Origin of the sequence: Streptomyces sp. NPDC047000 (assembly GCF_040644295.1) — a bacterium.
Lineage (GTDB): Bacteria > Actinomycetota > Actinomycetes > Streptomycetales > Streptomycetaceae > Streptomyces.
On record NZ_JBEYWE010000007.1, the window covers coordinates 226467 to 247371 of the forward strand.

The following is a 20905-nucleotide window of genomic DNA, read 5'->3' on the forward strand; positions in this document are numbered from 1 at the left end:
ACCCACCCCACTCACGGGACCACCACAGACCAGAAAGGGCACCCATGACCTCCCCACAGGCGCCGGGTCCGGAGAACGCGGCGGCTCAGGCCGCCCCGGCCGTGGCCTCCGCAGCAGCAACCGCCCCCGGGGCCGAGCCGGAGGAGGCCGCCGGGACGGGCGCGGCCGGAGCAGCGGCGGCGGGGGAGACCGGCGCCGACGGGCCCGCACCGGCGCCTGCCACGGCCGGTGCCGACGAGGCCGACCCGGGCGAAGCCGGTGGAACCGGCGAAGCCGCCTCCGCCGAGCCGGAGACGGCCGAGTCGGGCGCCGCGGCACCGGAGGCCGCGGCGGCGCGAGCGGCCGCACCGGGCAGACCCCACAAGAGCGTGCTGGCCGGAGCAGCCGTCGCGGGAGCCCTGCTGATCGCGGTCCCCTTCCTGGTGACCGGCGAGAACGGGGACGGCGCCCACGCGTCGGCCGGTGCGACACCCGGATCGGTGCTGGGCGACGACCTGGACGGGAGCGGGATCGGCGCCGTCGGATCGGCCTCGCCCACGCCGAACGCGCAGCCGGCGAAGGCCGGTTCGGTGAAGAAGCACACAGCCGGGGCGAAGACGGACGGCGCTGCCGGCACCGAGGCGGGATCGGACCACCGGGCTTCGGGAAGCGGAGGAAGCTCGTCCGACGGCAAGCCGGCGAGCGGCGGCACGTCCTCGTCGTCGGGGTCCTCGTCCGGCAAGAGCGGCACCTCGGGATCCTCGGGCACGTCGTCCGGCACCAAGAAGTCCGCGAAGAAGAGCAGTTCGTCCACCGGCGGCACCACCGCGGTCGTGGCGGTGTCCGTGCACGGCCTGGTCTCGGGCCGCTGTATCGACGATCCGAGCGGCGGAGGCGACGGAACCCAGCTGCAGATCTGGAACTGTGACGGATCGCCGCAGCAGCAGTGGCGGTTCCTGTCCGACGGCACGATCCGTGCCATGGGGTTGTGCATGGACGCCGCCGACGCGGGCACCTCCGACGGCACCAGGGTGCAGGTGGCCACCTGCAACGGTTCCTCGGCGCAGCAGTTCCGGCTCAACTCCTCGTACGATCTGGTCAACCCGGCGTCCGACAAGTGCGTGGACGTGGTGGAACAGGGCACCGGCAACGGCGCCCGGCTCCAGCTCTGGGACTGCAACGGCCAGGGCAACCAGAAGTGGGCCAAGAACTGAGCCCTGCGCCTGCCGGGCCGGTACGGCGACGTGACCGCACCGGCCCCGGGCACGCGGGCCCGGAACCTCAGCGCCCCTCGGCGGCCACCGCCGCGGCCATCCGCCGCACCGCCTCGGTCAGCAGCTCGGCCGAGGTGGCGAGGTTGAGCCGTACATGCCCGGCCCCGCCGCTCCCGAAGGACGGCCCGGAATTGAGGGCCACCCGGCCGCGATCGAGGAAGACGGCCGCGGGATCGTCACCCAGCCCCAGAGCACGGCAGTCCAGCCAGGCGAGATAGGTCCCCTCGCCGGGCCGGTAGCGGACGCCGGGCAGCCGCGCGGCGAGCAGCTCCGTGAGCAGCCGCCGGTTGGCGGCGAGACCGGCGAGCAGCTCGTCGAGCCACGGCCCGCCGTGCCGCAGCGCCGCGGTGTGCGCGATGATCCCGAGATGGCTGGGACCGTCCTGCACCCAGGACGGAACACGGGCGAGATCCTCGCCCGCGCCAGGGCCCGCTACCGCGACCGCCGCCTTCAGACCGGCGAGGTTCCAGGCCTTGGACGCCGACATCAGCGAGATGCCGTTCCCGGCCCCCGGGACACTCAGGTACGGCACGAACACCGCCCCCGGCAGCACGAGCGGAGCGTGGATCTCGTCGGCGACCACCCGCACCCCGTACCGCGCCGCCAGCGCGGCGACGGCGGCCAGCTCGTCGGCGGTGTGCACGGTCCCGGTGGGATTGTGCGGGCTGCACAGCAGATACACCGGCCGCGCCCCGCGCCGGGCGGCCCGCCCGAAAGCCTCCTCCAGGGCGGCGAGATCGATCCGCAGGTCCGCACCCAGCGGTGCTTCCTCCACCCGCCGCCCGCCGTGCGTCACGAAGTCGTAGAACGGAGGATAGACAGGGCAGTTGACGACGACGGGGTCACCGGGGGAGGAGACGACGGCGAGCACCTCGGCCACGCCCCGCATCACGTCCGGCATCCGCGCCGTGCGCTCCACGACGACGCCGTCCCACCCCCACCGTTCGCGGGCGAACTCCGCCAGCGCCTCGGCGTAGGAGGTCCCGGCCGGGTACCCGGTGTCGCCCCGCGTCATCGCTTCGGTGACGGCCCGGACCACGGGCTCGGCCGGCAGGACGTCCATCTCGGCGACGAACAGCGGCAGCACGTCACCGTCGTGGGCCCGCCACTTCACACTGGTCCGCGTCCGCAGCTGTTCGAGGGAGAGCCGCTCCAGCGGACCACCCCCGCCGGCTATGTCCCCGCCGGTGCCGTCCGCACCGCTCACCCTGTTCACACCGCTCATGCCGCACAGGGTAAGCGCGCCGCCGGCCCGCTCCGGACGCCCTCGGCCCGCACCGTGTGTGCGACCCCTGCGAGATGACGGGCGACCGAGCCGGACGGCTCGCCGCGCCCGGTGACGGACAGGCCCTGGCGGGGCTCCGCGGCGGTCAGGCCGCCAGCCGCCGGCCCTCGTGGCGCCAGAAACCCGAGAAGGTGATGCGTTCCCTCGGCAGGCCGGCGTCGCGCAGGTGGCGGCGTCCCTCGGTGGCCAGGGTGGACTCGCCGACGACGAAGGCGTACCCGCCGGCGTCGGCGGGGGAGTGCCGCAGGAGTTCGCCGAGGGCCGCGGTGCCGGGCACGCTCCCGCGGTCCTCACGCACCACCCAGGTCACCGTCACCCCGGGCGGCGCGTCGAGCGCCCGGCGGTCGTCCGCCGTGGGCACCTCCTGGATCAGCCGGCCCCTGGCGTCGCGGGGCAGGGAGCGCAGGATGCCGGTGGCGGCGGGCAGCCCGGTCTCGTCGGCCACGATCAGGACCTCGGAGGCGTCGGGCGGGCAGTCGAACAGGACTCCCTGGTCGAGTACGGCGAGCGGGTCGCCGGGACGTGCGCCGCACGCCCAGGCCGCGGCCCGGCCCGCGAGTTCGCCGGCCGGACCGTGGTGGACGACGAAGTCGATGTCCATCTCGGCCCTCTCCCGGCGAAAGCCCGCCACGGTGTAGTTGGAGCAGTGCGGCCGCTCGTCCTCCGGGATCGCCAGATACGCCTGCCACCAGCGCGACCCGCTGAACTCCGGCAGCCGCAGCCGCCGCTGGTGGGGGAGCCGGAGGAAGAGCCGGAACCAGTGGTCGTAGCCCTGCCAGGGGAACTCGCCGAGGTCAGGGCCGCTGACCGTCACCCGCTGCACGGAGGGGGAGACGCGTTCCGTGCGCAGGACCGCCGCGCGGAACATGCGGGGCCGTTGCGGCATCAGTCTGTGGATCTTCGCCATGAAGGAAGGTTAGCCTAACTTTACTTACGGCTCGGTTGGGCGGGGCTTGCCCGGTCGTCTATGACGTGCGTCACGGGACATGGGGGCCGATCTCGGAATGTCCGGACCACCGGTCATACTTGGATATGTCATGGGCGCGTCCGCCTTCCGGGCGCGCCGGGCAACGGAGCCCGCCCCCGACCAGTCCCCGACCGTCGTCTCTGAAGGGTTCCCCCGCCCCATGCCTCTGGCTCTGCTGGCCCTGGCCGTCGTCGCGTTCGGCATCGGCACGACCGAATTCGCCACCATGGGGCTGCTGCCCCAGATCGCCCACGGGATCGGCGTCTCCGTGCCGCACGCCGGGAACGTCGTCTCGGCGTACGCGCTCGGTGTCGTCGTGGGCGCCCCCCTGCTGACCGGCATCGGCGCACGCGTCCCGCACAAGCGGCTGCTGCTGATGCTGACCGGACTGTTCGTGGCCGGCAACCTGGCGTCCGCGTTCGCACCGGACTTCCCCCTCCTGTTCGCCGCGCGGCTCCTGGCGGGCCTGCCGCACGGAGCGCTGTTCGGCGTCGGAGCCGTCGTCGCCTCCCGGCTGACCGCCCCCGACCGGGCCGCGCGCGCCGTGTCGAGGATGTTCCTGGGACTCACCGTCGCGAACATCGTCGGCGTGCCCGCGGGAACGGCCCTGGGCCAGCAGCTGGGCTGGCGTGCCGCCTACGTCGCGGTCGCCGTGATCGGCCTCGTGGCCCTCGTCCTGCTGGCCCTGTTCGTCCCGCACCAGCCGCGCACCGGGCAGTCCGGCATTCGTCACGAGCTGCGGGCCATGGCCAACGGGCAGGTCGCGATCGGACTGGCCGTCGCGGTGATCGGATTCGGCGGGTTCTTCGCCCTCTACAGCTACCTGGTGCCCATGCTGACGAACCTGACGGGCATCTCCGACTCCTCGACGACCCTGGTCCTCGCCCTCTTCGGCGTCGGCATGACGGCCGGTACCCTGGCCGCGGGACCGCTCACCGACCGCGCGCTGCGCCCGACGCTGTACACGGGGTTCGCGCTCCTCGCCGCGGCGCTGGTGACGTTCTGGTTCGCCGTCCACAGCACGGTGGCCGCGCTGGTCACGATCACCGTGATCGGCGCGCTGAGCTCCTTCATCACCACGCCCGTCCAGATGCTGCTGATGGCCAAGGCGAAGGACGCCCCGACGATGGCCGCGGCCTCCAACCACTCGGCCTTCAACCTGGCGAACGCCGGCGGCGCCTGGCTCGGCGGTCTGGTCATCGCGGCCGGCTGGGGCTGGGCCTCGCCGTCCCTGGTCGGCGCGGGCCTGGCCCTGGCGGGGCTGGCCCTCGCCGTGGTGGGCGGTCTCCTGGAGCGCGGCGGCAGCCGCCGCTCCGAGGTGGTCGTCTCCTCCCTGCCGCAGACCTCGGAGGCGCCCGCGGCCCGCCGCTGAGCCGCCGGCCGCCTCACCTCCGGGCGCCGCCCGTGACGGGTGCGCGGGCGGCGCCCGGAGACGACGGCGCGGACGGTGTCCCCCGGTGCGGGGCGTGCCGCGTCGTCAGACCCAAAGCCCCGCCACCCGGCGTCGCGGGACGCCCCCGGCCACGACGAGGGCGGGCACGGTCGTCCAGCCGTCCAGCCGTCCAGCCGTCCGGCCGGTCCGCCCGTGGCCTTCGGCGCGCCGCAGCGTCGCGAGGTACGCCGCGCGCCCGGCTCACGCCGCCTGCATACCGCCGTCGACCGGAAGGACCGTCCCGGTGACGTACGAGGCCCGGTCGCTGAGGAGCCAGGCGGCGGCCTGGGCGATCTCGTCCGGGTGGGCGGCGCGGCGCAGCGGGGTGTTCGCGTTGAGCCGGTCGACGACCCCCGGCACCTCCGCCTCCCAGTCGCGGATCATCTCGGTCAGCGTGGTACCGGGAGCGATGGCGTTGACCCGGATGCCCTCCGGACCGTAGCTGACGGCGGCCGACTCCGTGAGGCTGTTCACGGCCCGCTTCATCGCCGAGTAGGCGGGAAGGGTGGGGTTGGCCTTGAGGCTGCCGACGGACGAGGTGTTGACGATGGCGCCGCTGCCCGCGGTGGCCCTGATCGCGGCCACCTCGGCGGTCATGGCCAGCCACACCCCCTTGAGGTTGACACGGTAGACGGCGTCGAGGTCCGCCTCCGGTAACTCGTCCATCGGGCCCGGCCGCTGGCCGGTCGCCCCGTTGTTGAACGCGACGTCGAGCCTGCCGTACAGCTCCACGGCGCGCTCGACCGCGGAGTGCACGCTCGCCGCGTCGGCGAGATCACACACGACGTGGTCCGCTGAGCCGCCGGCGGCACGGATCTCCACGGTCACCGCCTCCAGCTGGGATTCCGTCCGTGCCGCGAGGAGCACCCGGGCGCCTTCGCGGGCGAACAGCCGCGCCGCGGCGGCTCCGATGCCACGCCCGGCGCCGGTGACGAAGGCCACCTTGCCGGTCAGCAGGCCGGGTGCGGCGGGGGCGAACGGATCCGTGGTCTGCGTATTGTCCATGACATCGAGCCTGGCCCTCACGGCAGGGCCTATCCAGGCACCGCCGGTACCTGTTTAGCCCGCGCGGCGCCCGCGCAGACTGGAGGGCATGGACAGACGCGAGCTGGCCGGCTTCCTGCGCAGCAGGCGTGAACGGATCGCCCCCGCGGATGTCGGCCTCCCGTCCGGGCCGCGCCGCCGCACCCCGGGGTTGCGCCGCGAGGAGGTCGCGCAGCTGGCGTTCATCTCGACCGAGTACTACACGCGCCTGGAGCAGGCCCGCGGCCCGCACCCGTCGCGCGAGGTGCTCGCCGGCCTGGCCCGCGCCCTTTGCCTGTCGGACGCCGAGCGCGACCATCTGCACCACCTGGCCGGTGCTCCGCCGGGCCCGCCGCCCGGACCCTCCCGTGAGGTGCCGCAGAGCATCCTCGACTTCCTGCGGCGGCTCCCGCACGCGGCGGCGATCGTGCTGTCCGCGACGTACGAGGTGATCGCCTGGAACGACCTGGCGGCCGCCCTCCTGGAGGACTTCTCGGCGCTGTCCCGGCCGGAGCGCAACCTCGTACGCCGTGCCTTCCTCACCCCGCCGGGAGACGATCGGCTGCTGTACAGCCTGTCCGACGACGGCGGCTTCGCCCGTACCGCGGCCCGGCACCTGCGGGCCGCCGCCGCCCGCTACCCCGACGACCCCGAGGTCGCCTCGGTGGTCGGCGAACTCCTCTCCGGAAGCCCGGAGTTCGCCCGGCTGTGGGCCTCCCACGACGTACGCGCCGGGCACACGCTGCGCAAGACCGTCCACCACCCGCTGATCGGCCCCGTCACCGTCGACTGCGACGTCCTCGACATCACCGACCGGGACCAGCGGGTCGTGATCTACACCGCCGAGCCGGGCACCCGGTCGGAGGAGGCGCTGCGCCTGCTGTCGGTGATCGGCACCCAGCGCATGGACGTGCCCGGCTGAGGAAACCGTGCCGGACGGGTTTACCCCGGCGTCCCGGGGTGACTCCGGCACCGAGCACCGCTTCCGGCCGGGAGAAGCCCATGACGCACCCCGCTGACCACGTTCCGCGCTCCCTGCCGGGCGGGCCGGCACGAGCGGGCCGGGGCCGGGCGGGGAGAGGACCGGCACGGGACCCGGGCCGGCCGGCTGCGGGACGGACCCGGTGGAGGTCGACTCGGTGGAGGTGCACGCCTTCGAGGTGCCGACCGACGGTCCGGACGGCAGGGAGGAGGACGGGACCCTCGCATGGGAGTCCACCACCATGGTCCTGGTACGGGTGCACGCCGGCGGCCGTACGGGACTCGGTTACACCTACGGCGACGTGGCGGTGGCCGCGTTCGCGGAATCCGAACTCGCCGACGTCGTACGGGGGCGGAGTGTCACCTCGCCCCCGGCCCTGTGGCACCTGATGGACCGCCGGATCCGCAACGCGGGCCGTCCCGGCGTCGGCGCCATGGCGGTCTCCGCGATGGACGTGGCGCTGTGGGACCTCAAGGCCCGGCTGCTGGAACTGCCCCTGGTCCACCTGCTTCCCGCCTGGCACGACCAGGTTCCGGTCTACGGCAGCGGCGGCTTCACGAACTACTCCCTGGACCGCCTCACCGACCAGCTCGCCGGCTGGGTGGACCAGGGGATCCCGCGCGTCAAACTCAAGACCTCCCGCGATCCCGGGTGCGACCCGCGGCGCCTGACGGCCGTCCGCACCGCCGTCGGCGACGAGCCGGAGATCTTCACGGACGCCAACGGCGCACTCGGCCGCAAGGAGGCGCTGTACTGGGCCGGCCGGTTCCACGACGAGTGGGACGTGCGGTGGTTCGAGGAGCCCGTCAGCTCCGACGACCTCGCAGGTCTGCGCATGCTGCGCGCTCGGGGCCCGGCGCGGCTGGAGATCGCGGCGGGCGAATACGCCTCCACCGCGCGGGACTTCGCCGGCCTCGTCGAGGGGCCCGCGGTGGACTGTCTCCAGGCCGACGTCACCCGGTGCGGAGGCGTCACCGGCCTGCCGGCGGCGGCCGGTCTGGCGGCGGCCCACCACATGGACCTGTCGGCCCACTGCGCGCCGGCGCTCTCGGCCCATGCGTTCTGCGCCGTGCGGCGGCTGCGGCACCTGGAGTACTTCCACGACCACGTCCGCGTCGAGAGCCTGCTGCTCGACGGCACGCTGTCGCCCGACGGGGGTGTCCTGCGCCCCGACACCGGCCGTCCCGGACTCGGCCTCGACGTCAAGTGGGCGGACGCCGAGCGCTACCGCGTGTGGGGGACCCGGCGCACCTGACGGCTCCACCGAAAAGCACAGCGGGCGGGCACAGGGTGCCCGGTTCGCCGGGCACCCCTGTGAGCGTGGGCAGCCGGACGGCGTCAGTCCGCCGACTCGCCCCGCAGCATCCCCTTGACGCCCGCGGTGAGGCTGCCGTCCTGCTGTTCGTAATGGGAGAGAGCCAGACCCAGGCCGAAGAACGTGGGAGCCCATTCGCCCACGAAGAGCCCCCACCGGTCGGCCCGGTCCAGGCCGGTGTCGGGCTCGGCCTTCAGGCTGGTCATCCAGGCGACCGCCGTGAGACCGATGGAAGCGAAGGCGGCCATGTAGGCGTGTTCGCTGCGGACGCCCATGTCATGCATCTTCTTGACGATCACGAAGTTCTCCCGGTCATGTCCGGTGGTGGGTGGTTTCACTGTGGGTGCCCCTTTCCGCTTGCGCCATCCGGGTTCTTGCGAATCGGCATGTTTCACCCGTTTGTTCCTCCCCGGGTGGCCCCTCTCCCGTGCGCCGCCGAGGGTTTGGGACCCGCGAGGAGGGGCACCCGTCCCGGCGCGCCCCTGCCCCGAGCCGCCGCCTCCCCGCCCGGACGCCCCGTGTCCCGCCCGCGGCCCCATGCGGCCCGGGCACCGGCCGCTACGGCCGGCCGCCTTCGTGTCCCGCAGACCGCAGACCAAGGAGCGTTCTCCCGATGCTGATGCCTCTTCCGGCCACCCTGCGCCGGCTGGTCCAGGACTACGAGACCGCCCTCGCCGAGGAGACGCTCGTCCCGGACATGGTCCCCAGCCCCCGGCTGAGGGATCTCGCGTACACCCTGTGCGTCACCACCGGCACCCGCCAGATCGCCGAAGCGCTGGAGATCGCGCACTCCTGCCTGGCCTCGGCCGCCGCCGGACCCGCGCGCACGGTCACCCTGCCACACGGTCAGGGCCCGGCTCCCGCAGGCCCGCACCTGTCCCGCACGGCACCGGCCGGCTGAGAGCCCGCGCCTGCCCGGGGACCGCCCCGCGGTGACCGGCGCGCACGGCCACCGGGAGAGTCACCCGGCCTCCACCGGGCCGGCCCGTCCCCGCGACGCGACCGCACCTGCGGCAGGGGACCCGGCCGAACCCGCCGGTCCGCTCGGTTCGCCCGCCGGGCGGCGGGTGATGCTCGCCGCCGAGGCGCTGGCCTGCACAGCGGCCGACGTGCTCCTCGTGCCCGGCCTGACCGTCAGCGGCGGGGCGGTCAGCGGGCGATGCGGTGCTTCCGGCCCCCGCGCCGGAAACGCATCGCGGCGTAGACGAGGTCGACGACGAGGACGACGACGCCGATGACCAGCAGATAGAACAGGCTGTGCGCCGCCACACCGATGATGCCCAGGACGACGGCCACGAGGATCAGGAACAGGAACAGGCTCATCAAGACTCCAGGGGCGGTGACGCGTCAGCGGCGGGCCAGGCGCCGCTCCCCGCCGGCACCCGGTGCGTAGGGCAGTTCGTAGTGGGCGAAGACGTCCGGTTCCCCGGTGGCGGCCAGTTCGCCGTCGGTGTCGATCGACGGGGCCGCCTTCACCGTGTTCCTGCTGTGGGTGACCTTCAGATAGCCCGGGCCGACGGTCGCGCCGGGCAGGGGGACGAAGACCAGACGGCGCCGGGTCGGCAGCCCCACGGTCACCGTGGCGAAAGAGGGCTGGTCGGTGCCCGTGTCGACGTAGACGGACTCCAGAACCCCGATCTTGTGGCCGTCGAGGTCGACGACATCGTGACCCCGCCACTCCCGGATGTCGGACGCTTCGAACATGTGCAACCTCCTGCTGCGCGGTTACCCCCGCAGAGGGCGGTGATGTCACGACGGCCACGGCATGTCACCCCCGCCCGCCCCACGACATGGCCACGGACGTCGTCCCGGCCCGGCGGGCCACCTCGGAACGGCAGCACCGAGGCGTCGTTCGGCCGGACCGCGCACTCCAGCAGCAGGGCGTGCACGAACGACTGGGGCAGGCTGCCGCGCAGTGCCGCACCGGGACTCCAGCCGGCCGGAGTCGTAGTCCTCCGGCGTCGGCGGTCCACGTGTCACCCTCCAGCCGGGGATCCCGGACCCGGCCGGCTCCGTAGCCCGGCCTCGGATCGAGAGTGAGCCGCAGCCGGGCCTCGCCCTTCTCGGCCCGCAGCCGGCGCAGCAGTACGAGACGGTCCGCCGAAGCGGGCATCGCCAGCGCGTCGCGGCACTCGATCACGGCGTCGGCGGTCAGCCAGCGGCTCACCCGGATCAGCGTGCCGTCCTCGTAGTGGCCGCCCCGCACATGCCATCCGTCCTCCGGTTCGGCACCCGAAGTACCCGGCGCCTCCGATCAGGGCGGAGAACACCGCGTCGCTGTGCCGGCGCGGAGCGCACAACCAGACGATCCTTCCCTCGGGATCCACCACCGCGCCGCGTTCGCCGTCGGCGAGGACCGCGTAGTCCCGCAGCACCCACGGCGGGCAGCGACCGTCGCGCACCTCAGCCGGCCTGTCCGTTCGCTCAGCCATGGGCAGGGGGGCCTGATCGCCCCGGAGCAAAACGGGCCGTGCGCCGAGTGACCGCCTCGGAGCACGGCCCGGCCCGCGGGAGGACTCAGAAGGAGCCGTCGGGCGCCTTGGGGAGGGAGGCGGGCGCCTCGATGTCCGGCAGGTAGGAGGAGTCGTACAGGTCGTCGACGTCGACCGTCTTCTTCAGCGCACCGACCTTCCGCAGCTGCGACAGCAGGGTGGACCAGCGCTCCTTCGTCATCGCGCCCAGCTGCCCCGCGCCCTCGTGGGAGGTGATGAAGGTCCGCTGTTCCTGCCAGGCGTACCACATGACCTCGGAGGACTCCTCCTTGTTGGCCTTCCGCATCGCGGCCTGGGCGGTCCTGGCGACCTTCAGGTCGGACATGTAGTCGGCCCAGCCCTGCATGGAGGACTTCAGGAAGGCCTTCACCTGGTCGGGGTGCTCCTTGAGGAACGACTCGGTGGTGAAGATGACGTCACCGTAGGGGTTGTAACCGGTGTCGGCGTAGCTGAAGAACGTCGTCCTCACCCCCTGCTTGCCCGCCTGGTACTGCTCGCTGGTCGGCCAGCCCTGCTGCACCAGGCCGTCGTTCTTGAGGAAGTTGGCGATGGAACCGGAGTACGCCTGCGTCTTGAAGCCGATGCCGTACTTCTGCTTCACCCAGTCGGGACCGACCTGCCCGGTGGACACCACCCAGGTGCGGCCGGCGGTGTCCTCGATCTTCTTCATGCCGCTGTCGGCGTGGACCATCACACCGGCCGGGTTGGTCTGGTACATGGCGCCGATGGCGACCACGGGGATGCCGTCGGCCCGTGCCTGCGCGAGGGCGGGAGCCTCGGCCAGACCGATCTGCGCGCGGCCGCCCGCGACGATCTGGGTGGCCGACACATTGGGCCCGCCGGGCTGGATGGAGACGTCGAGCCCGGCCTTGTCGTACAGACCGGTCGACCGGGCGGCGTAGAAGCCCCCGCTCTCCGGGTCCGGGTACCACTCCAGGACGAGCTTCAGCTTGGCCGAGCCGTCCGAGGAGACGCCGCTGCCGTTCGCCGAGGAGCAACCGGTCAGCACCAGGGCGGTGGCTGCCAGGGCACCGGCGACGGACAGCAGCCGGCGGGTGCGCGGGGATGAGCGCCGTACGAGGGACATAGGGGTCCTCCGGGTCGGACCGCCGCGGGCGCGGCGGACAGGGAACGCGGGATGCGGGGTGTGGGGCTCGGGTGTGGGGGCGCGGGCACGGTGACGGCCGGGTGGGCGTGGGGCGGCCGGCGGGCCCGCGGAGAGGTCAGCGGCCGGTGAGGGCCCGGCGGGGGTTGTCGGTCAGCAGGCGGTCCCAGGTGTCCGCGGGGACGCCCGCGGCGATCGCCCGGGGGCGCACGTTCTCCAGCAGATGGGTCAGGCCCCAGCCGCCGTAGGCGGTGAACTGCGGCTTCATCGCGATGTCGTGGCTGAGGAGGATGCGCTCCTCGTGCCCGGCCTCCAGCAGGGCGAGCAGCATCCCGATGCGGTCGTGGTCGAAGGAGCGCCGCGGGAAGCCGTCGCCGCGCCGGGCGGAGACGGCCCACTGCTCCATGCCGAAGGTGTCGAGCTCGACCCAGGCGCCGCGCCGGGCGACCTCCAGGGCGAAAGCGTGCTCCGGACGCTCGTCGCAGTGCGACACCACCACCCGGGACGGGTCGAGGCCGAGGCCGAGGACATGGTCGAGTCCGGCCAGCCCGGCCAGCGGGTCGGGCTGGATGGAGCGGTGGATGTTCAGCGCGGCGCCGGTCTCCATGGCGGCCAGCGCGGCCCCGGTGAGCACCTTCAGTTCTTCGGCGGTGGCGGGGTTGCCGGTGCCGATCTCGCCGATGACACCGGCGCGGATGCCGGTGGTGCCGACGCCGTCGTGGAACTCGCCGAGGACGACATCGCGCACGGTCTCGGCGGGCGCGTGGCGGACGTAGGGCGAGTGGGAGTGCTCGACGTACTCGCCGCAGCCCATGACGATGTGCACGCCGCTGAGCCGGGACAGCACCTGAAGGGCTACGTGGTCACGGCCGAAGCCGGGGACGCCGAGGTCGACCACCGTGCCGCCGCCGGCCGCCCGGAAGCGCCGGAGTTCCGTGAGGGCGACATCGAGGGAGAGCTGCTGCATGGCGGAGCGGTAGGAGAACGGGTCGAGCTGTACCCGCCCGTGCATCGCCGGTTCGTACTCCGCGACGAACTCGGCGAGACGGGCCGGGTCCTCTGGCGGCGACCACTGGGCGACCGCGTTGGAGACGAGGTGCTCGTGCATGAGGGTCACGCCCAGCTCGTTCGCCGCGACGGGGCCGAGGACGGTCATGACGGTGGGACCGGTGCTCATCGGGCGGCCCCCTCGAGGGAACCGGCCGGGTGTGCGGGGACGGCGGGCCCCACGGCGGCGACCGGCAGGGCGCCCCCGGCGGCGACCGTGGTGCCGGGGCCGACGGCGATGCCGGCCCTGCGCCGCACCTCGGCGATGAGCTCGATCTGCTCCCGCGAGGCGGCCAGGGCGTTCTGGCGGCCGGTGACGGGGGCGAGGAGGACGCCGTGCACGCCCTCGGCCGCCCGCAGTTCGGCGACGGTCTCGGCGGCGATGTCCAGGCCGGTGTCCTGCGGGTCGCGGGACTGGCGCAGCCGGGTGAGGAGGTCCTCGGGGATGGAGAAGCCCCGCAGCCCGGCGTTGACGGCGCGTGCGATGGGCTCGTCCGGCAGGATCGCCACCCCGCCCAGCAGCGAGAACGGGCGTACGTGGGCACGTTCGGCGTTGAGCCGCCGGACGAACGCGCGCCACACCGGCAGGTCGAAGATGTGCTGCGAGATGACGAAGTCGGCGCCGGCGCGCACCTTGCGCAGCACCTGGCGGGGCCGGTCGGCGAGGTCCGGCGCGAACGGGTGGGCGGTCGCGCCGAGCAGGAAGGACGGCCGGACCTCCACGCTCCTTCCGTTGGTGAACCGGCCCTCGTGCCGCAGCCGGTCGGCGGCGCGCAGGAAACGGGGGCTGTCGAAGTCGAAGACCGGCTTGGCGTCCGGGGTGTCGCCGACGCGGGGATGGTTGCCGGTGACGGCGAGGATGTTGCGGGCGCCGAGGCTGGTGACGCCCAGCAGGTCGCCCTGGAGGGCGATCCGGTTGCGGTCCCGCTGGGAGAAGGTGGGCATCACCTCGATACCGGCCGCGAGCAGGTGCGCCGTCGCGGCGACGTTGCCCATGTGGACGTTGGCGCCGGAGTGGTCGGTGACGGAGACGACCGTGGCGACGGCGGCGATCGAGCGGGCGGCGGCGACGAAACCGGAGGCGTCCGCGCTGTCGGTGCCGTTCACCTCGGCGACGACCGCGAACTCGCCGCGGCGCAGCGCGCGGTCCAGCCCGCTGACGGGCCCGGCGGCCGGCGGGGCGGACGGGACCGGAGGGGAGAGCAGGAGCCGCGCGCGGTCGCCGTGCGAGCGGGCCTCGGCCGGGTCGAGGAACACGCATCCGTGATCCGGTGCGATCTCGCAGCCGCCGTCGCCGAACACCCCGCCGCAGGGGCCTGCGATCATTGATTTCGGGCAGTCGGCGAGAATCGGCAGTTCGGTCCTTGTGCTCATCGTGTCCTTCCCGGGACGAGTGACGGTGCGCGCTGTCCGGGAGGAACGGAGCAGAGACGCGTGAACGGTGTGGTCGGATTCGTGGTGCCCCACGTCGGCGGCGACCGCAGCTGGGTCGACGGAGCGCTCGCCGCGGCTCAGACGCTCCGCTCGGAGGGGCTGGAGGTCGAGGTGGTGCCCGGCACGCCGGCGGCGCTGCCGGGGCACTGGGCCGTCGCGGTCGCGCACGGCATCCAGTACGAGGCGCTGGTGCGGGCGCGCCCCGACCGCGCCCAGCGGGTGGTCCTCAGCGACCGGCCGGCGACGCCGACGGACGCGAACGTGACCTCGGTGGACTGGTCGTGGCACCTGGGCGGCCGGGCCGCGGGCGCGGCGGCCGGGCTGATCGCCCGGGAGCAGGGGCGGACGGGGCCGGTCGGCCTGGTGGCCGGACCCACCGTCGACACCCAGCTGCGGTTCGCCGACGCCTTCGCCCGCGGCCTGCGGGCGGCGGACCCCCGGCGCGCCCTCGAGGTGCGGTTCGTCACCGCCTTCGACGACGTGGCCCAGGGGGCGGCGGCCGGGGTGTCGATGACGGACGGAGCGGGGTGTGCGCTGGTGGCGCACTCCGCGGACTCGGCGGGTATGGCGGCGACGGCCGCCGCGGCGGACCGCGGGGTCCCCACGATCGGTTTCCTGTCCGGGATCGACGCCCATGTCGCCGCCGTCACCAGCGACATCACCGGCGTGCTCGTCCGGCTGGTGCGCGAGGCGGTCGCGGGACGCCCGACGCCGTCGCTGTACGTGTGCTCCCTGGAGAGCGGCGACGTGGGGCTGGCGCTGGCGGACGGTGTCGGGGAGGACATCGCGGCCCGGGTGCGCGAGCTGGCCGCCACGGGCTGAGCGGTGGCGGCCGCGCGGCGGCGACGCCCGGGCCACCGGAGGCTCATCCGCGACCTCCCGCCGCGGCGTCGAAGCGGGCGTGCAGTTCGTCCGAGGCGCGGGCCGCGAGCGGGGCCGTGGCGACGCCGTCGCGGGCGGCGAGGCGGCCCCCGATCCGTACCTCGCGCAGATTGCGCAGGTCGCAGGAGAGCACGTAGTTGTCCAGCGGGCTCCACAGCGGTCCGATGTCGGGCCGCCGGGGGTCCACGACCAGGAAGTCGGCGTACTTGCCGACGGAGAGGGAGCCCACCCGGTCCGCTACGCCCATGGTCTCGGCGGCGCCGAGGGTGTGGGCGCGCAGCACGTCCGCCGGGGAGACGGCCGCCGGGTCCCGCCAGGTGGCGCGGGCTCCGTAGAGACCGAGCCGCATGTTCTGCCAGGGATTGCTGAGATCGCTGCACGCCTGGTCGTCCAGGCCCATGCCCAGCGTGATCCCGCGGCGCAGCAGTTCGGGGACGTCGAGGACGCCGGACCCGAGCCGGCCGTTGGCGGCGGGCTGCCAGGAGACGCCCGCCCCGCGTTCGGCGGCGAGTTCCACGATGTCCGCGGTGGCCTGGACGAAGTGCCCGAAGGTGAAGTCCGGTCCTATCGCTCCGGCCTCCACGTACCAGGCGACCTTGGCCAGCTGTTCGGTGAGTTGGTCGGGGGTCTCCAGCAGATGGGCGTGGTTGCGCAGTCCGTGCTCGCGCATCATCCGCGCCTCCAGCCGTGCGCTGGAGGCGTCCGCACTCCACTGCACGGCCCCGTAGACGGCTGCGTCGAGCGCGAATGCCCGGTCGCGGGAACGCAGGTCCGCCACCATGTCGCCGAACACGCGGGTCCCGGTGTCGGCGCCGAAGGTGTCCTGTTCGATCTGGTAGGCGCCGACGAAGCGGATGCCGCTGTCCATACGGGCGTCGAGCTGCCGGGTCAGCCAGTCGGTGCCGCGTACGGTGTCCGCCGGGCGGGCCCGCCGGCCGGCGGCCATCGGCTGCCAGGTCGTCCTGGGGTCGGTGAAGTCGAACACGGTGGTGGTGCCGCTGACGACGTGGTCGAGCGCGCCGTGCAGCACGCACCAGTAGACGTCGTCCGGGCCTGCGTCCAGCGTGACGGCGTACATCGCCTCGGCCCAGCCGTAGAGCCGCTCGCCGACACCGAGTCCGCGGGATCCGCTGGTGAAGGTGTGGCTGTGGCCGGAGACGAAGCCGGGTGCGACGAACGCCCCGGCCGCGTCGAGCCGTTCGGTCCCGGGGCCCACGGTCACCCCGGACGGCACCGGGCCGGTTCCCCTGGCGGTCACGACACCGTCGCGGACCGCGAACCACGCGCCGGGGACGACCCGCGGGTCGGGCTCGGTCTCGACGAGCAGGGCATCGGTGACGAGCAGGTCGGCGGGAGCGGCAACGGGCATCGGGTACTCGCGATCTGCAGAGGGTGCGCGACTGCGCGGATGAAGTCGTCCGCCGGGGAGCGGGATGCGGCAAAGGTACGACCTCGCCGTAACTGGTGATTTTCCCGGTTATTTCGGGTCGGTTTCGTCGAACGGGAGGTGCGTTGCCCTGCGGGCGGGGCACGGCGCACTATGGCTCCGTGGATGTCAGACAGAGCCTGCTCACCCTGTGGCGCCAGGCAGCCCGTGACGCGGTGCCCCTGCCTCCTGAGGTGGAGATCGCGGCGGCGCTCGGAGTGAGCCGGCCGACCGTCAGGGAAGAACTCATCCGGATGGAGTCGGCGGGACTGCTGCGCCGCCATCCCCGGCAGGGCACCTTCCCCAACCCCGCGGCGGTCGACGCCGGTGTGCGCATCGATGCCGCGCTGGAGTACTCCCAGGCCTTGCGGGACGCCGGTCTGACGGCCCGGGTGGAGGTCGTCGACGCCGGCTGGACGGTGCTCGACGAGCGGGCCGCGGACGACCTCGGCGCCGAACCGGGGAGCAGCGCGTGGGCGACGACCAAGCGGTGGCTGGCCGACGACGTGCCGGTGATGGTGGCGCGCGACGTGGTGCCCGCGCGCCGGCGGCCGTACGCGCCGGCCGACCCGGACGCCTCCGTCTACGGCATCGTGGGCGAGTTGCGGGGCACCCCGATCGAGTGGGAACGGGTCCAGCTCACCGCGGCGATCGCGGAGGGCGCCGCCGCGGAGCTGCTGGACACGGTGGCCGGGGCGGCGGTGCTCAGCCTCTGTGTCGTCGGCGTGTCCCGCCACGGTGAGCGGTTGTTCCGTGCGGAGGAGCACCACCGCGGCGGGCTGGTGCCGTACACGATGCTGCGCAACGCCCAGCACTGACGCCGGGTACGGCGGGCCCTTTGGCCCTCCGCGGCGGCCCGGCCGGTACGCCGGTCAGCGCCTCGGCGCGGTGAACCCCGGGAAGACCGCCGCCTTGTCCGTGTCGTCCAGGACCGCCGGCTGCCCGGAGGTGACCAGGTGCTCGAAGCCCCGCTGCATGGCGCCGAGATCGTTCGCCATGATCGTGACGGCGTACAGACGTTCCGCCGGCGAGGTGTTGACGATGGGGTGCACCGAACCCGGGGCGGGACGGCATGTCGCCGGCCCGCACCTCGACGGTGTGCTCGTCGGACACCGCCCGGCCCTCGCCGGACAGGAAGACGAAGATCTCCACGGAGTCCGGGGGGAGTCGTCGGGCCGGCTGCCCTCCGGGTCCCGGACCTCGAGGAAGACGCCGGTGGGCGATCCCTGGCGGGGGCCGGTCGGATGGGCCGGCTCGACGGTGTCACCGGGGGAGACGCGGTGGGTGGGGAGGTCGTCGACGTGCTTCGGAACGGGCGCTGCGGCCATGGGAGATGATCCTTCCGGACGTGACCGGAGTGCGAGCCGGGGCGTGTCCGACAACGCGGGCCGGACCATCGCACGGCGTCTGACGCCGGGGGCACCGCCCGCGCTTCCCGGGCTGTGGGTGAGCTGCGCCGGGCGCCGTGCGCCCGGCGGGAGCGGTCGGACGCCCTGGCGGAGTCGTCCGTACGCCGGGAGCGCGGCGGTCAGGGCGTCGGGAGTTGGTGGACCCGAAACACTGACGGACGGTGCAGAGGGTGGCGTCGAGGCGGTACGCGGGCGAGGTGGTGGCGCCGGCCCCCTCGACCAGGACCACGTCATGGCCGGGACCGGCGGCGTCCACCAGGGGCGCCGGCACGCACTGGTCGGCGTCGACGCCCGCGAACAGCAGGGTCTCGATGCGCCTGTTGCACAGCACGGAGTCGAGCGGGGTGTCGGTGAAGCCGCTCATCCGGTACTCGTCGACATGGACGTCGTCGTCCTGTGGTGACAGGGCGTCGATGACGGCCGCGCCCCAGCTCCCGGCCGTCGGCACGGCCTCGCCGGCACCGGCACGGTCGCCGATGCCGCCTCCCGGGCCGTCACTGCCGTATACATGCCTACCCCGGGCGGCAGGTTGGCCAGGTCGGGCCGGTTGCCCCGGACGACCGGTACGCCGACCGCACCCAACGGGGCCAGCAGGCGTGCCAGGGGCCCGGCCGCCGCGGTGCCGCGCATGTCCACGCCGACGCTGTCGAGCCGGCCGCCGGGGGCGCAGAAGTTGTTCTGCATGTCGACGACGACGATCGCGGTGCGTTCCAGGTCCAGGGTCAGGCGCTGTGGTGCGGCGCCGGGGGTGAGGGGACGGGCGGCCATCACGACGATGCGGTGGCCGAGCGTGACGGCCTCCGGGACGGAGTGGGTGATGAACATGGCGGAGAAGTCGTTGGCGCGCCACAGACGCAGCAACTTCTTCTGCACGTTCTCGCGGGTGAACTCGTCGAGCGCCGCGAAGGGTTCGTCCATCATCATCAGTTCCGGGGCGCCGGCGGTGGGTCACCGGCCCGGTCCCCGGCAGGCCGGGCCGCCGCGGGACCCGCGTACGCTGGCACCGCCGCGCCGACCGCGGACTACGGCCTTGTAGACGTACCCGGTGCGTAGTGCGCTGTGCTCCGGTCGCGGGTCATCCGGCGTAACCGAGGACCGGTATCCGGGTGCCCGGTGCTCCTCCGCAGCCTCTTCCCCGGCGCCCCGAGTGCCGCTGGGCCTGCGACTCTTCCGGCATCACAGGGCCGACAGCCATTCCCGGTGACGGGTGTATCAGCGGGGCCGACCGCGGCTCCCTCATCCCGGCGGCCGACAGACCGCCGTGCGCCCAGGGGCCGGACGGGCCGATCCCGTGCCGCCCGGGCGTTCCGACCACGTTCCGACCGGGGGAATCCATGACCACTGAACCGATGGCGCAGGACCTGCCGTTCCTGTCCCAGGCGAACGCCCTGGGGCAGGGGTTCGACGTGTACGGCGTGTACGGCGCCGAGAGCCTGCTGCGGCCGATCTTCGACCTGGACGACACGCCCACGTCCGTCTTCACGTTCCTGGGCAGGGACTACCAGATCCCGGCCGTCGTCCGGGGTGTGCAGGACACCTCGTCGACGTACAACAGCGGCACGTTCACCTCGCGCGAGGGCTTCCAGAACAAGGTCGCCGTGTTCGCCGGGGTCGAGGGCAAGTACGGCGAGTTCAGCGGTGAACTGAAGGCGGCGTTCGCGACCGACTACGCGCGGAGCACCGAGTACTACTACACGTTCAAGAACTTCTACACCCGGCTGGGCCACCTCCAGCTCAACCCCGACACCACGTTCCTCACCGCGGACTTCAGCGAGGCGGTGGCCAAGCTGCCGGACACGGTGACGGACCGTGACCTGCCGGTCTTCGCCGACTTCTTCGCCCGGTTCGGCGGGTACTACACCAGCCAGGTGTCGCTCGGTGCCTCACTGGAGTTCTACAACGGCGTCAGCAAGGCGACCACCGACTCGGTCACCCAGATCAGCGCGATGCTGGAGGTCCAGTACACCGGCCTGTTCAGCAGCGGGAGCATCTCGGCCGGCATCCTGGCCAGCCAGGAGTGGAAGACCTACGCGGAGAACTCCACGCTGTCGATCGCGACCACGGGCGGCGACGCCATCGGCGCCGCGCACCTGCAGTCCATCGACTCCCGCAACCCCAGCGACAAGACGGTGGACGCGTTCAACGGCTGGCTGGAGACGATCAGCGACAACCCCGCGGTGTCGGAGTACAAGCTCAGCGGCATCTGGAACGTGTGCGGCGACAAGAAGGCGGTGGTCCGGCAGGCTTGGCTGCTGTTCGGCAGGACCATGCACCCGCGGATCACGATCGAGGCCACCAGCCCGGCCGCCCAGGCCCCCACGGTCACCCTCGGCTTCCAGGTGAAGCCGTCCACCCCGCCCGAGACGCTGTCCGGCTGGCAGATCGCCGTCCTGGACCGGCGCGACGTGAGCACCCCGGCGAAGGTGGTGTTCGACCGGTACTACACCTTCGACAGGAACTGGCCGTCCTCGTTCCAGCAGGTGTACCGGACCATGGCACGCGACATCCGCGAGTCCGGGCACGCCGACGAGAACCACATCCTGGTGGCGTGCGCCTTCGGCCTGAAGTACAACTGCTCGCCGGAGAGCGACTTCTACGGCCTGCTGCGCTCGGCGGGCGGCGGCGAGACGCTCCAGCGGTGGGTGCAGAACGCCGTTCCGGGCAGCGGCAACGCCCACAACACCGCCTACGCGCTCATCGGCGTGTTCGACGAGGGTGCCGACAGCGGACTCGAGGCGTTCACGTCGGCCTGGGACCAGCCCGCCCGGCTCGGCCTGGACGCCTACTTCTACCGGCTGGCCTACGACGCCCCGTACACGTTCGGCCTGGCACCCCTGCCCGCCGGGGCCTGAG

The 20905-nt window shown here is 73.3% G+C and carries 22 protein-coding genes; 8 read left to right on the plus strand and 14 right to left on the minus strand.

The genetic code is table 11. The features are described from left to right. Positions 1-44: 44 nt before the first annotated feature. Positions 45-1193 carry an RICIN domain-containing protein gene (locus ABZ862_RS14585; protein WP_360957091.1) on the plus strand — a complete coding sequence of 383 codons (1149 nt, stop codon included), beginning with the start codon at positions 45-47 and terminating at the stop codon, positions 1191-1193. A gap of 67 nt (positions 1194-1260) precedes the next feature. Here ABZ862_RS14585 and ABZ862_RS14590 read toward each other — a convergent pair whose 3' ends face one another. Both ABZ862_RS14590 and ABZ862_RS14595 read right to left on the minus strand, forming a co-directional pair. After that, positions 1261-2478 (minus strand): aminotransferase class I/II-fold pyridoxal phosphate-dependent enzyme, encoded by a 1218-nt coding sequence (locus tag ABZ862_RS14590; RefSeq protein WP_360957094.1) that lies wholly within the window; start codon positions 2476-2478, stop codon positions 1261-1263. Between the two features lie 145 nt (positions 2479-2623). Next, a complete protein-coding gene (locus ABZ862_RS14595) occupies positions 2624-3445 on the minus strand; it encodes a siderophore-interacting protein (RefSeq protein WP_360957097.1) in 822 nt (273 codons plus the stop codon). A 220-nt stretch (positions 3446-3665) separates the two neighbouring features. On the opposite strand from ABZ862_RS14595, the gene ABZ862_RS14600 reads away from it, so the two are divergent. After that, the gene (locus tag ABZ862_RS14600; RefSeq protein ID WP_360957100.1) at positions 3666-4877 is read left to right on the plus strand and encodes an MFS transporter; all 1212 of its coding nucleotides are present in this window, start codon (positions 3666-3668) and stop codon (positions 4875-4877) included. Between the two features lie 261 nt (positions 4878-5138). Here the strand turns inward: ABZ862_RS14600 and ABZ862_RS14605 are convergent, their stop codons facing one another. Beyond that, positions 5139-5942 (minus strand): SDR family NAD(P)-dependent oxidoreductase, encoded by an 804-nt coding sequence (locus ABZ862_RS14605; protein ID WP_360957102.1) that lies wholly within the window; start codon positions 5940-5942, stop codon positions 5139-5141. Positions 5943-6030: 88 nt separating this feature from the next. On the opposite strand from ABZ862_RS14605, the gene ABZ862_RS14610 reads away from it, so the two are divergent. Next, positions 6031-6882, plus strand: a complete 852-nt coding sequence (locus ABZ862_RS14610) for a helix-turn-helix transcriptional regulator (protein WP_360957105.1) — start codon at positions 6031-6033, stop codon at positions 6880-6882. A 202-nt stretch (positions 6883-7084) separates the two neighbouring features. Next, entirely contained in the window at positions 7085-8197 is a 1113-nt protein-coding gene (locus ABZ862_RS14615; protein WP_360957108.1) for an enolase C-terminal domain-like protein, read from the plus strand. Between the two features lie 83 nt (positions 8198-8280). On the opposite strand, the gene ABZ862_RS14620 is transcribed toward ABZ862_RS14615, so the two are convergent. Beyond that, complete coding sequence (locus tag ABZ862_RS14620) at positions 8281-8556, minus strand: hypothetical protein (RefSeq protein WP_360957370.1); 276 nt, start codon at positions 8554-8556, stop codon at positions 8281-8283. 314 nt (positions 8557-8870) lie between these two features. Here ABZ862_RS14620 and ABZ862_RS14625 point away from each other — a divergent pair, with 314 nt between their 5' ends. After that, on the plus strand, positions 8871-9158 hold the full coding sequence (locus tag ABZ862_RS14625; protein WP_360957111.1) for a DUF5133 domain-containing protein: 288 nt from the start codon (positions 8871-8873) through the stop codon (positions 9156-9158). A 248-nt stretch (positions 9159-9406) separates the two neighbouring features. Here ABZ862_RS14625 and ABZ862_RS14630 read toward each other — a convergent pair whose 3' ends face one another. The 6 genes from ABZ862_RS14630 to ABZ862_RS14655 form a co-directional block, all read right to left on the minus strand. After that, complete coding sequence (locus tag ABZ862_RS14630; RefSeq protein WP_360957114.1) at positions 9407-9580, minus strand: hypothetical protein; 174 nt, start codon at positions 9578-9580, stop codon at positions 9407-9409. 24 nt (positions 9581-9604) lie between these two features. Further along, positions 9605-9961: a PRC-barrel domain-containing protein gene (locus tag ABZ862_RS14635; protein WP_360957117.1), complete on the minus strand. Its 357-nt coding sequence runs from the start codon at positions 9959-9961 to the stop codon at positions 9605-9607. Positions 9962-10233: 272 nt separating this feature from the next. After that, a complete protein-coding gene (locus ABZ862_RS14640; RefSeq protein ID WP_360957120.1) occupies positions 10234-10689 on the minus strand; it encodes a trehalase-like domain-containing protein in 456 nt (151 codons plus the stop codon). Positions 10690-10774: 85 nt separating this feature from the next. Continuing rightward, positions 10775-11836, minus strand: coding sequence for an ABC transporter substrate-binding protein (locus ABZ862_RS14645; protein WP_360957123.1), 1062 nt, complete (start codon positions 11834-11836; stop codon positions 10775-10777). 136 nt (positions 11837-11972) lie between these two features. Next, positions 11973-13031, minus strand: coding sequence for a hypothetical protein (locus ABZ862_RS14650; RefSeq protein WP_360957126.1), 1059 nt, complete (start codon positions 13029-13031; stop codon positions 11973-11975). After that, positions 13028-14275 (minus strand): methylenetetrahydrofolate reductase C-terminal domain-containing protein, encoded by a 1248-nt coding sequence (locus tag ABZ862_RS14655; RefSeq protein WP_360957129.1) that lies wholly within the window; start codon positions 14273-14275, stop codon positions 13028-13030. Before ABZ862_RS14655 ends, ABZ862_RS14650 begins: the two co-directional genes overlap by 4 nt. 60 nt (positions 14276-14335) lie before the next feature. Between ABZ862_RS14655 and ABZ862_RS14660 the strand changes: the two genes are divergently transcribed. Then, positions 14336-15157: a BMP family ABC transporter substrate-binding protein gene (locus ABZ862_RS14660; RefSeq protein ID WP_360957131.1), complete on the plus strand. Its 822-nt coding sequence runs from the start codon at positions 14336-14338 to the stop codon at positions 15155-15157. 43 nt (positions 15158-15200) lie between these two features. Here ABZ862_RS14660 and ABZ862_RS14665 read toward each other — a convergent pair whose 3' ends face one another. Then, positions 15201-16586 carry an amidohydrolase family protein gene (locus ABZ862_RS14665; RefSeq protein WP_360957134.1) on the minus strand — a complete coding sequence of 462 codons (1386 nt, stop codon included), beginning with the start codon at positions 16584-16586 and terminating at the stop codon, positions 15201-15203. 179 nt (positions 16587-16765) lie between these two features. Here ABZ862_RS14665 and ABZ862_RS14670 point away from each other — a divergent pair, with 179 nt between their 5' ends. Then, a complete protein-coding gene (locus ABZ862_RS14670) occupies positions 16766-17461 on the plus strand; it encodes a GntR family transcriptional regulator (protein WP_360957136.1) in 696 nt (231 codons plus the stop codon). A gap of 54 nt (positions 17462-17515) precedes the next feature. Here ABZ862_RS14670 and ABZ862_RS14675 read toward each other — a convergent pair whose 3' ends face one another. From ABZ862_RS14675 to ABZ862_RS14685, 3 genes are all read right to left on the minus strand, one after another. After that, on the minus strand, positions 17516-17695 hold the full coding sequence (locus ABZ862_RS14675; RefSeq protein ID WP_360957139.1) for a hypothetical protein: 180 nt from the start codon (positions 17693-17695) through the stop codon (positions 17516-17518). Between the two features lie 211 nt (positions 17696-17906). After that, on the minus strand, positions 17907-18500 hold the full coding sequence (locus tag ABZ862_RS14680) for an isochorismatase family cysteine hydrolase (RefSeq protein WP_360957142.1): 594 nt from the start codon (positions 18498-18500) through the stop codon (positions 17907-17909). Continuing rightward, complete coding sequence (locus tag ABZ862_RS14685; protein WP_360957145.1) at positions 18413-18973, minus strand: hypothetical protein; 561 nt, start codon at positions 18971-18973, stop codon at positions 18413-18415. Before ABZ862_RS14685 ends, ABZ862_RS14680 begins: the two co-directional genes overlap by 88 nt. Positions 18974-19386: 413 nt before the next feature. Here ABZ862_RS14685 and ABZ862_RS14690 point away from each other — a divergent pair, with 413 nt between their 5' ends. Beyond that, on the plus strand, positions 19387-20904 hold the full coding sequence (locus tag ABZ862_RS14690) for an MAC/perforin domain-containing protein (RefSeq protein WP_360957147.1): 1518 nt from the start codon (positions 19387-19389) through the stop codon (positions 20902-20904). Position 20905 lies beyond the last annotated feature (1 nt).

What these genes read in the sequence shown, in the direction of transcription:
- ABZ862_RS14585 (WP_360957091.1), top strand. Translation starts at nt 45, where the DNA reads ATGACCTCCCCACAGGCGCCGGGTCCGGAGAACGCGGCGGCTCAGGCC.
- ABZ862_RS14590 (WP_360957094.1), bottom strand. Translation starts at nt 2,478, where the DNA reads ATGAGCGGTGTGAACAGGGTGAGCGGTGCGGACGGCACCGGCGGGGAC.
- ABZ862_RS14595 (WP_360957097.1), bottom strand. Translation starts at nt 3,445, where the DNA reads ATGGCGAAGATCCACAGACTGATGCCGCAACGGCCCCGCATGTTCCGC.
- ABZ862_RS14600 (WP_360957100.1), top strand. Translation starts at nt 3,666, where the DNA reads ATGCCTCTGGCTCTGCTGGCCCTGGCCGTCGTCGCGTTCGGCATCGGC.
- ABZ862_RS14605 (WP_360957102.1), bottom strand. Translation starts at nt 5,942, where the DNA reads ATGGACAATACGCAGACCACGGATCCGTTCGCCCCCGCCGCACCCGGC.
- ABZ862_RS14610 (WP_360957105.1), top strand. Translation starts at nt 6,031, where the DNA reads ATGGACAGACGCGAGCTGGCCGGCTTCCTGCGCAGCAGGCGTGAACGG.
- ABZ862_RS14625 (WP_360957111.1), top strand. Translation starts at nt 8,871, where the DNA reads ATGCTGATGCCTCTTCCGGCCACCCTGCGCCGGCTGGTCCAGGACTAC.
- ABZ862_RS14630 (WP_360957114.1), bottom strand. Translation starts at nt 9,580, where the DNA reads ATGAGCCTGTTCCTGTTCCTGATCCTCGTGGCCGTCGTCCTGGGCATC.
- ABZ862_RS14635 (WP_360957117.1), bottom strand. Translation starts at nt 9,961, where the DNA reads ATGTTCGAAGCGTCCGACATCCGGGAGTGGCGGGGTCACGATGTCGTC.
- ABZ862_RS14640 (WP_360957120.1), bottom strand. Translation starts at nt 10,689, where the DNA reads ATGGCTGAGCGAACGGACAGGCCGGCTGAGGTGCGCGACGGTCGCTGC.
- ABZ862_RS14645 (WP_360957123.1), bottom strand. Translation starts at nt 11,836, where the DNA reads ATGTCCCTCGTACGGCGCTCATCCCCGCGCACCCGCCGGCTGCTGTCC.
- ABZ862_RS14650 (WP_360957126.1), bottom strand. Translation starts at nt 13,031, where the DNA reads ATGAGCACCGGTCCCACCGTCATGACCGTCCTCGGCCCCGTCGCGGCG.
- ABZ862_RS14655 (WP_360957129.1), bottom strand. Translation starts at nt 14,275, where the DNA reads ATGAGCACAAGGACCGAACTGCCGATTCTCGCCGACTGCCCGAAATCA.
- ABZ862_RS14665 (WP_360957134.1), bottom strand. Translation starts at nt 16,586, where the DNA reads ATGCCCGTTGCCGCTCCCGCCGACCTGCTCGTCACCGATGCCCTGCTC.
- ABZ862_RS14685 (WP_360957145.1), bottom strand. Translation starts at nt 18,973, where the DNA reads ATGATGGACGAACCCTTCGCGGCGCTCGACGAGTTCACCCGCGAGAAC.
- ABZ862_RS14690 (WP_360957147.1), top strand. Translation starts at nt 19,387, where the DNA reads ATGACCACTGAACCGATGGCGCAGGACCTGCCGTTCCTGTCCCAGGCG.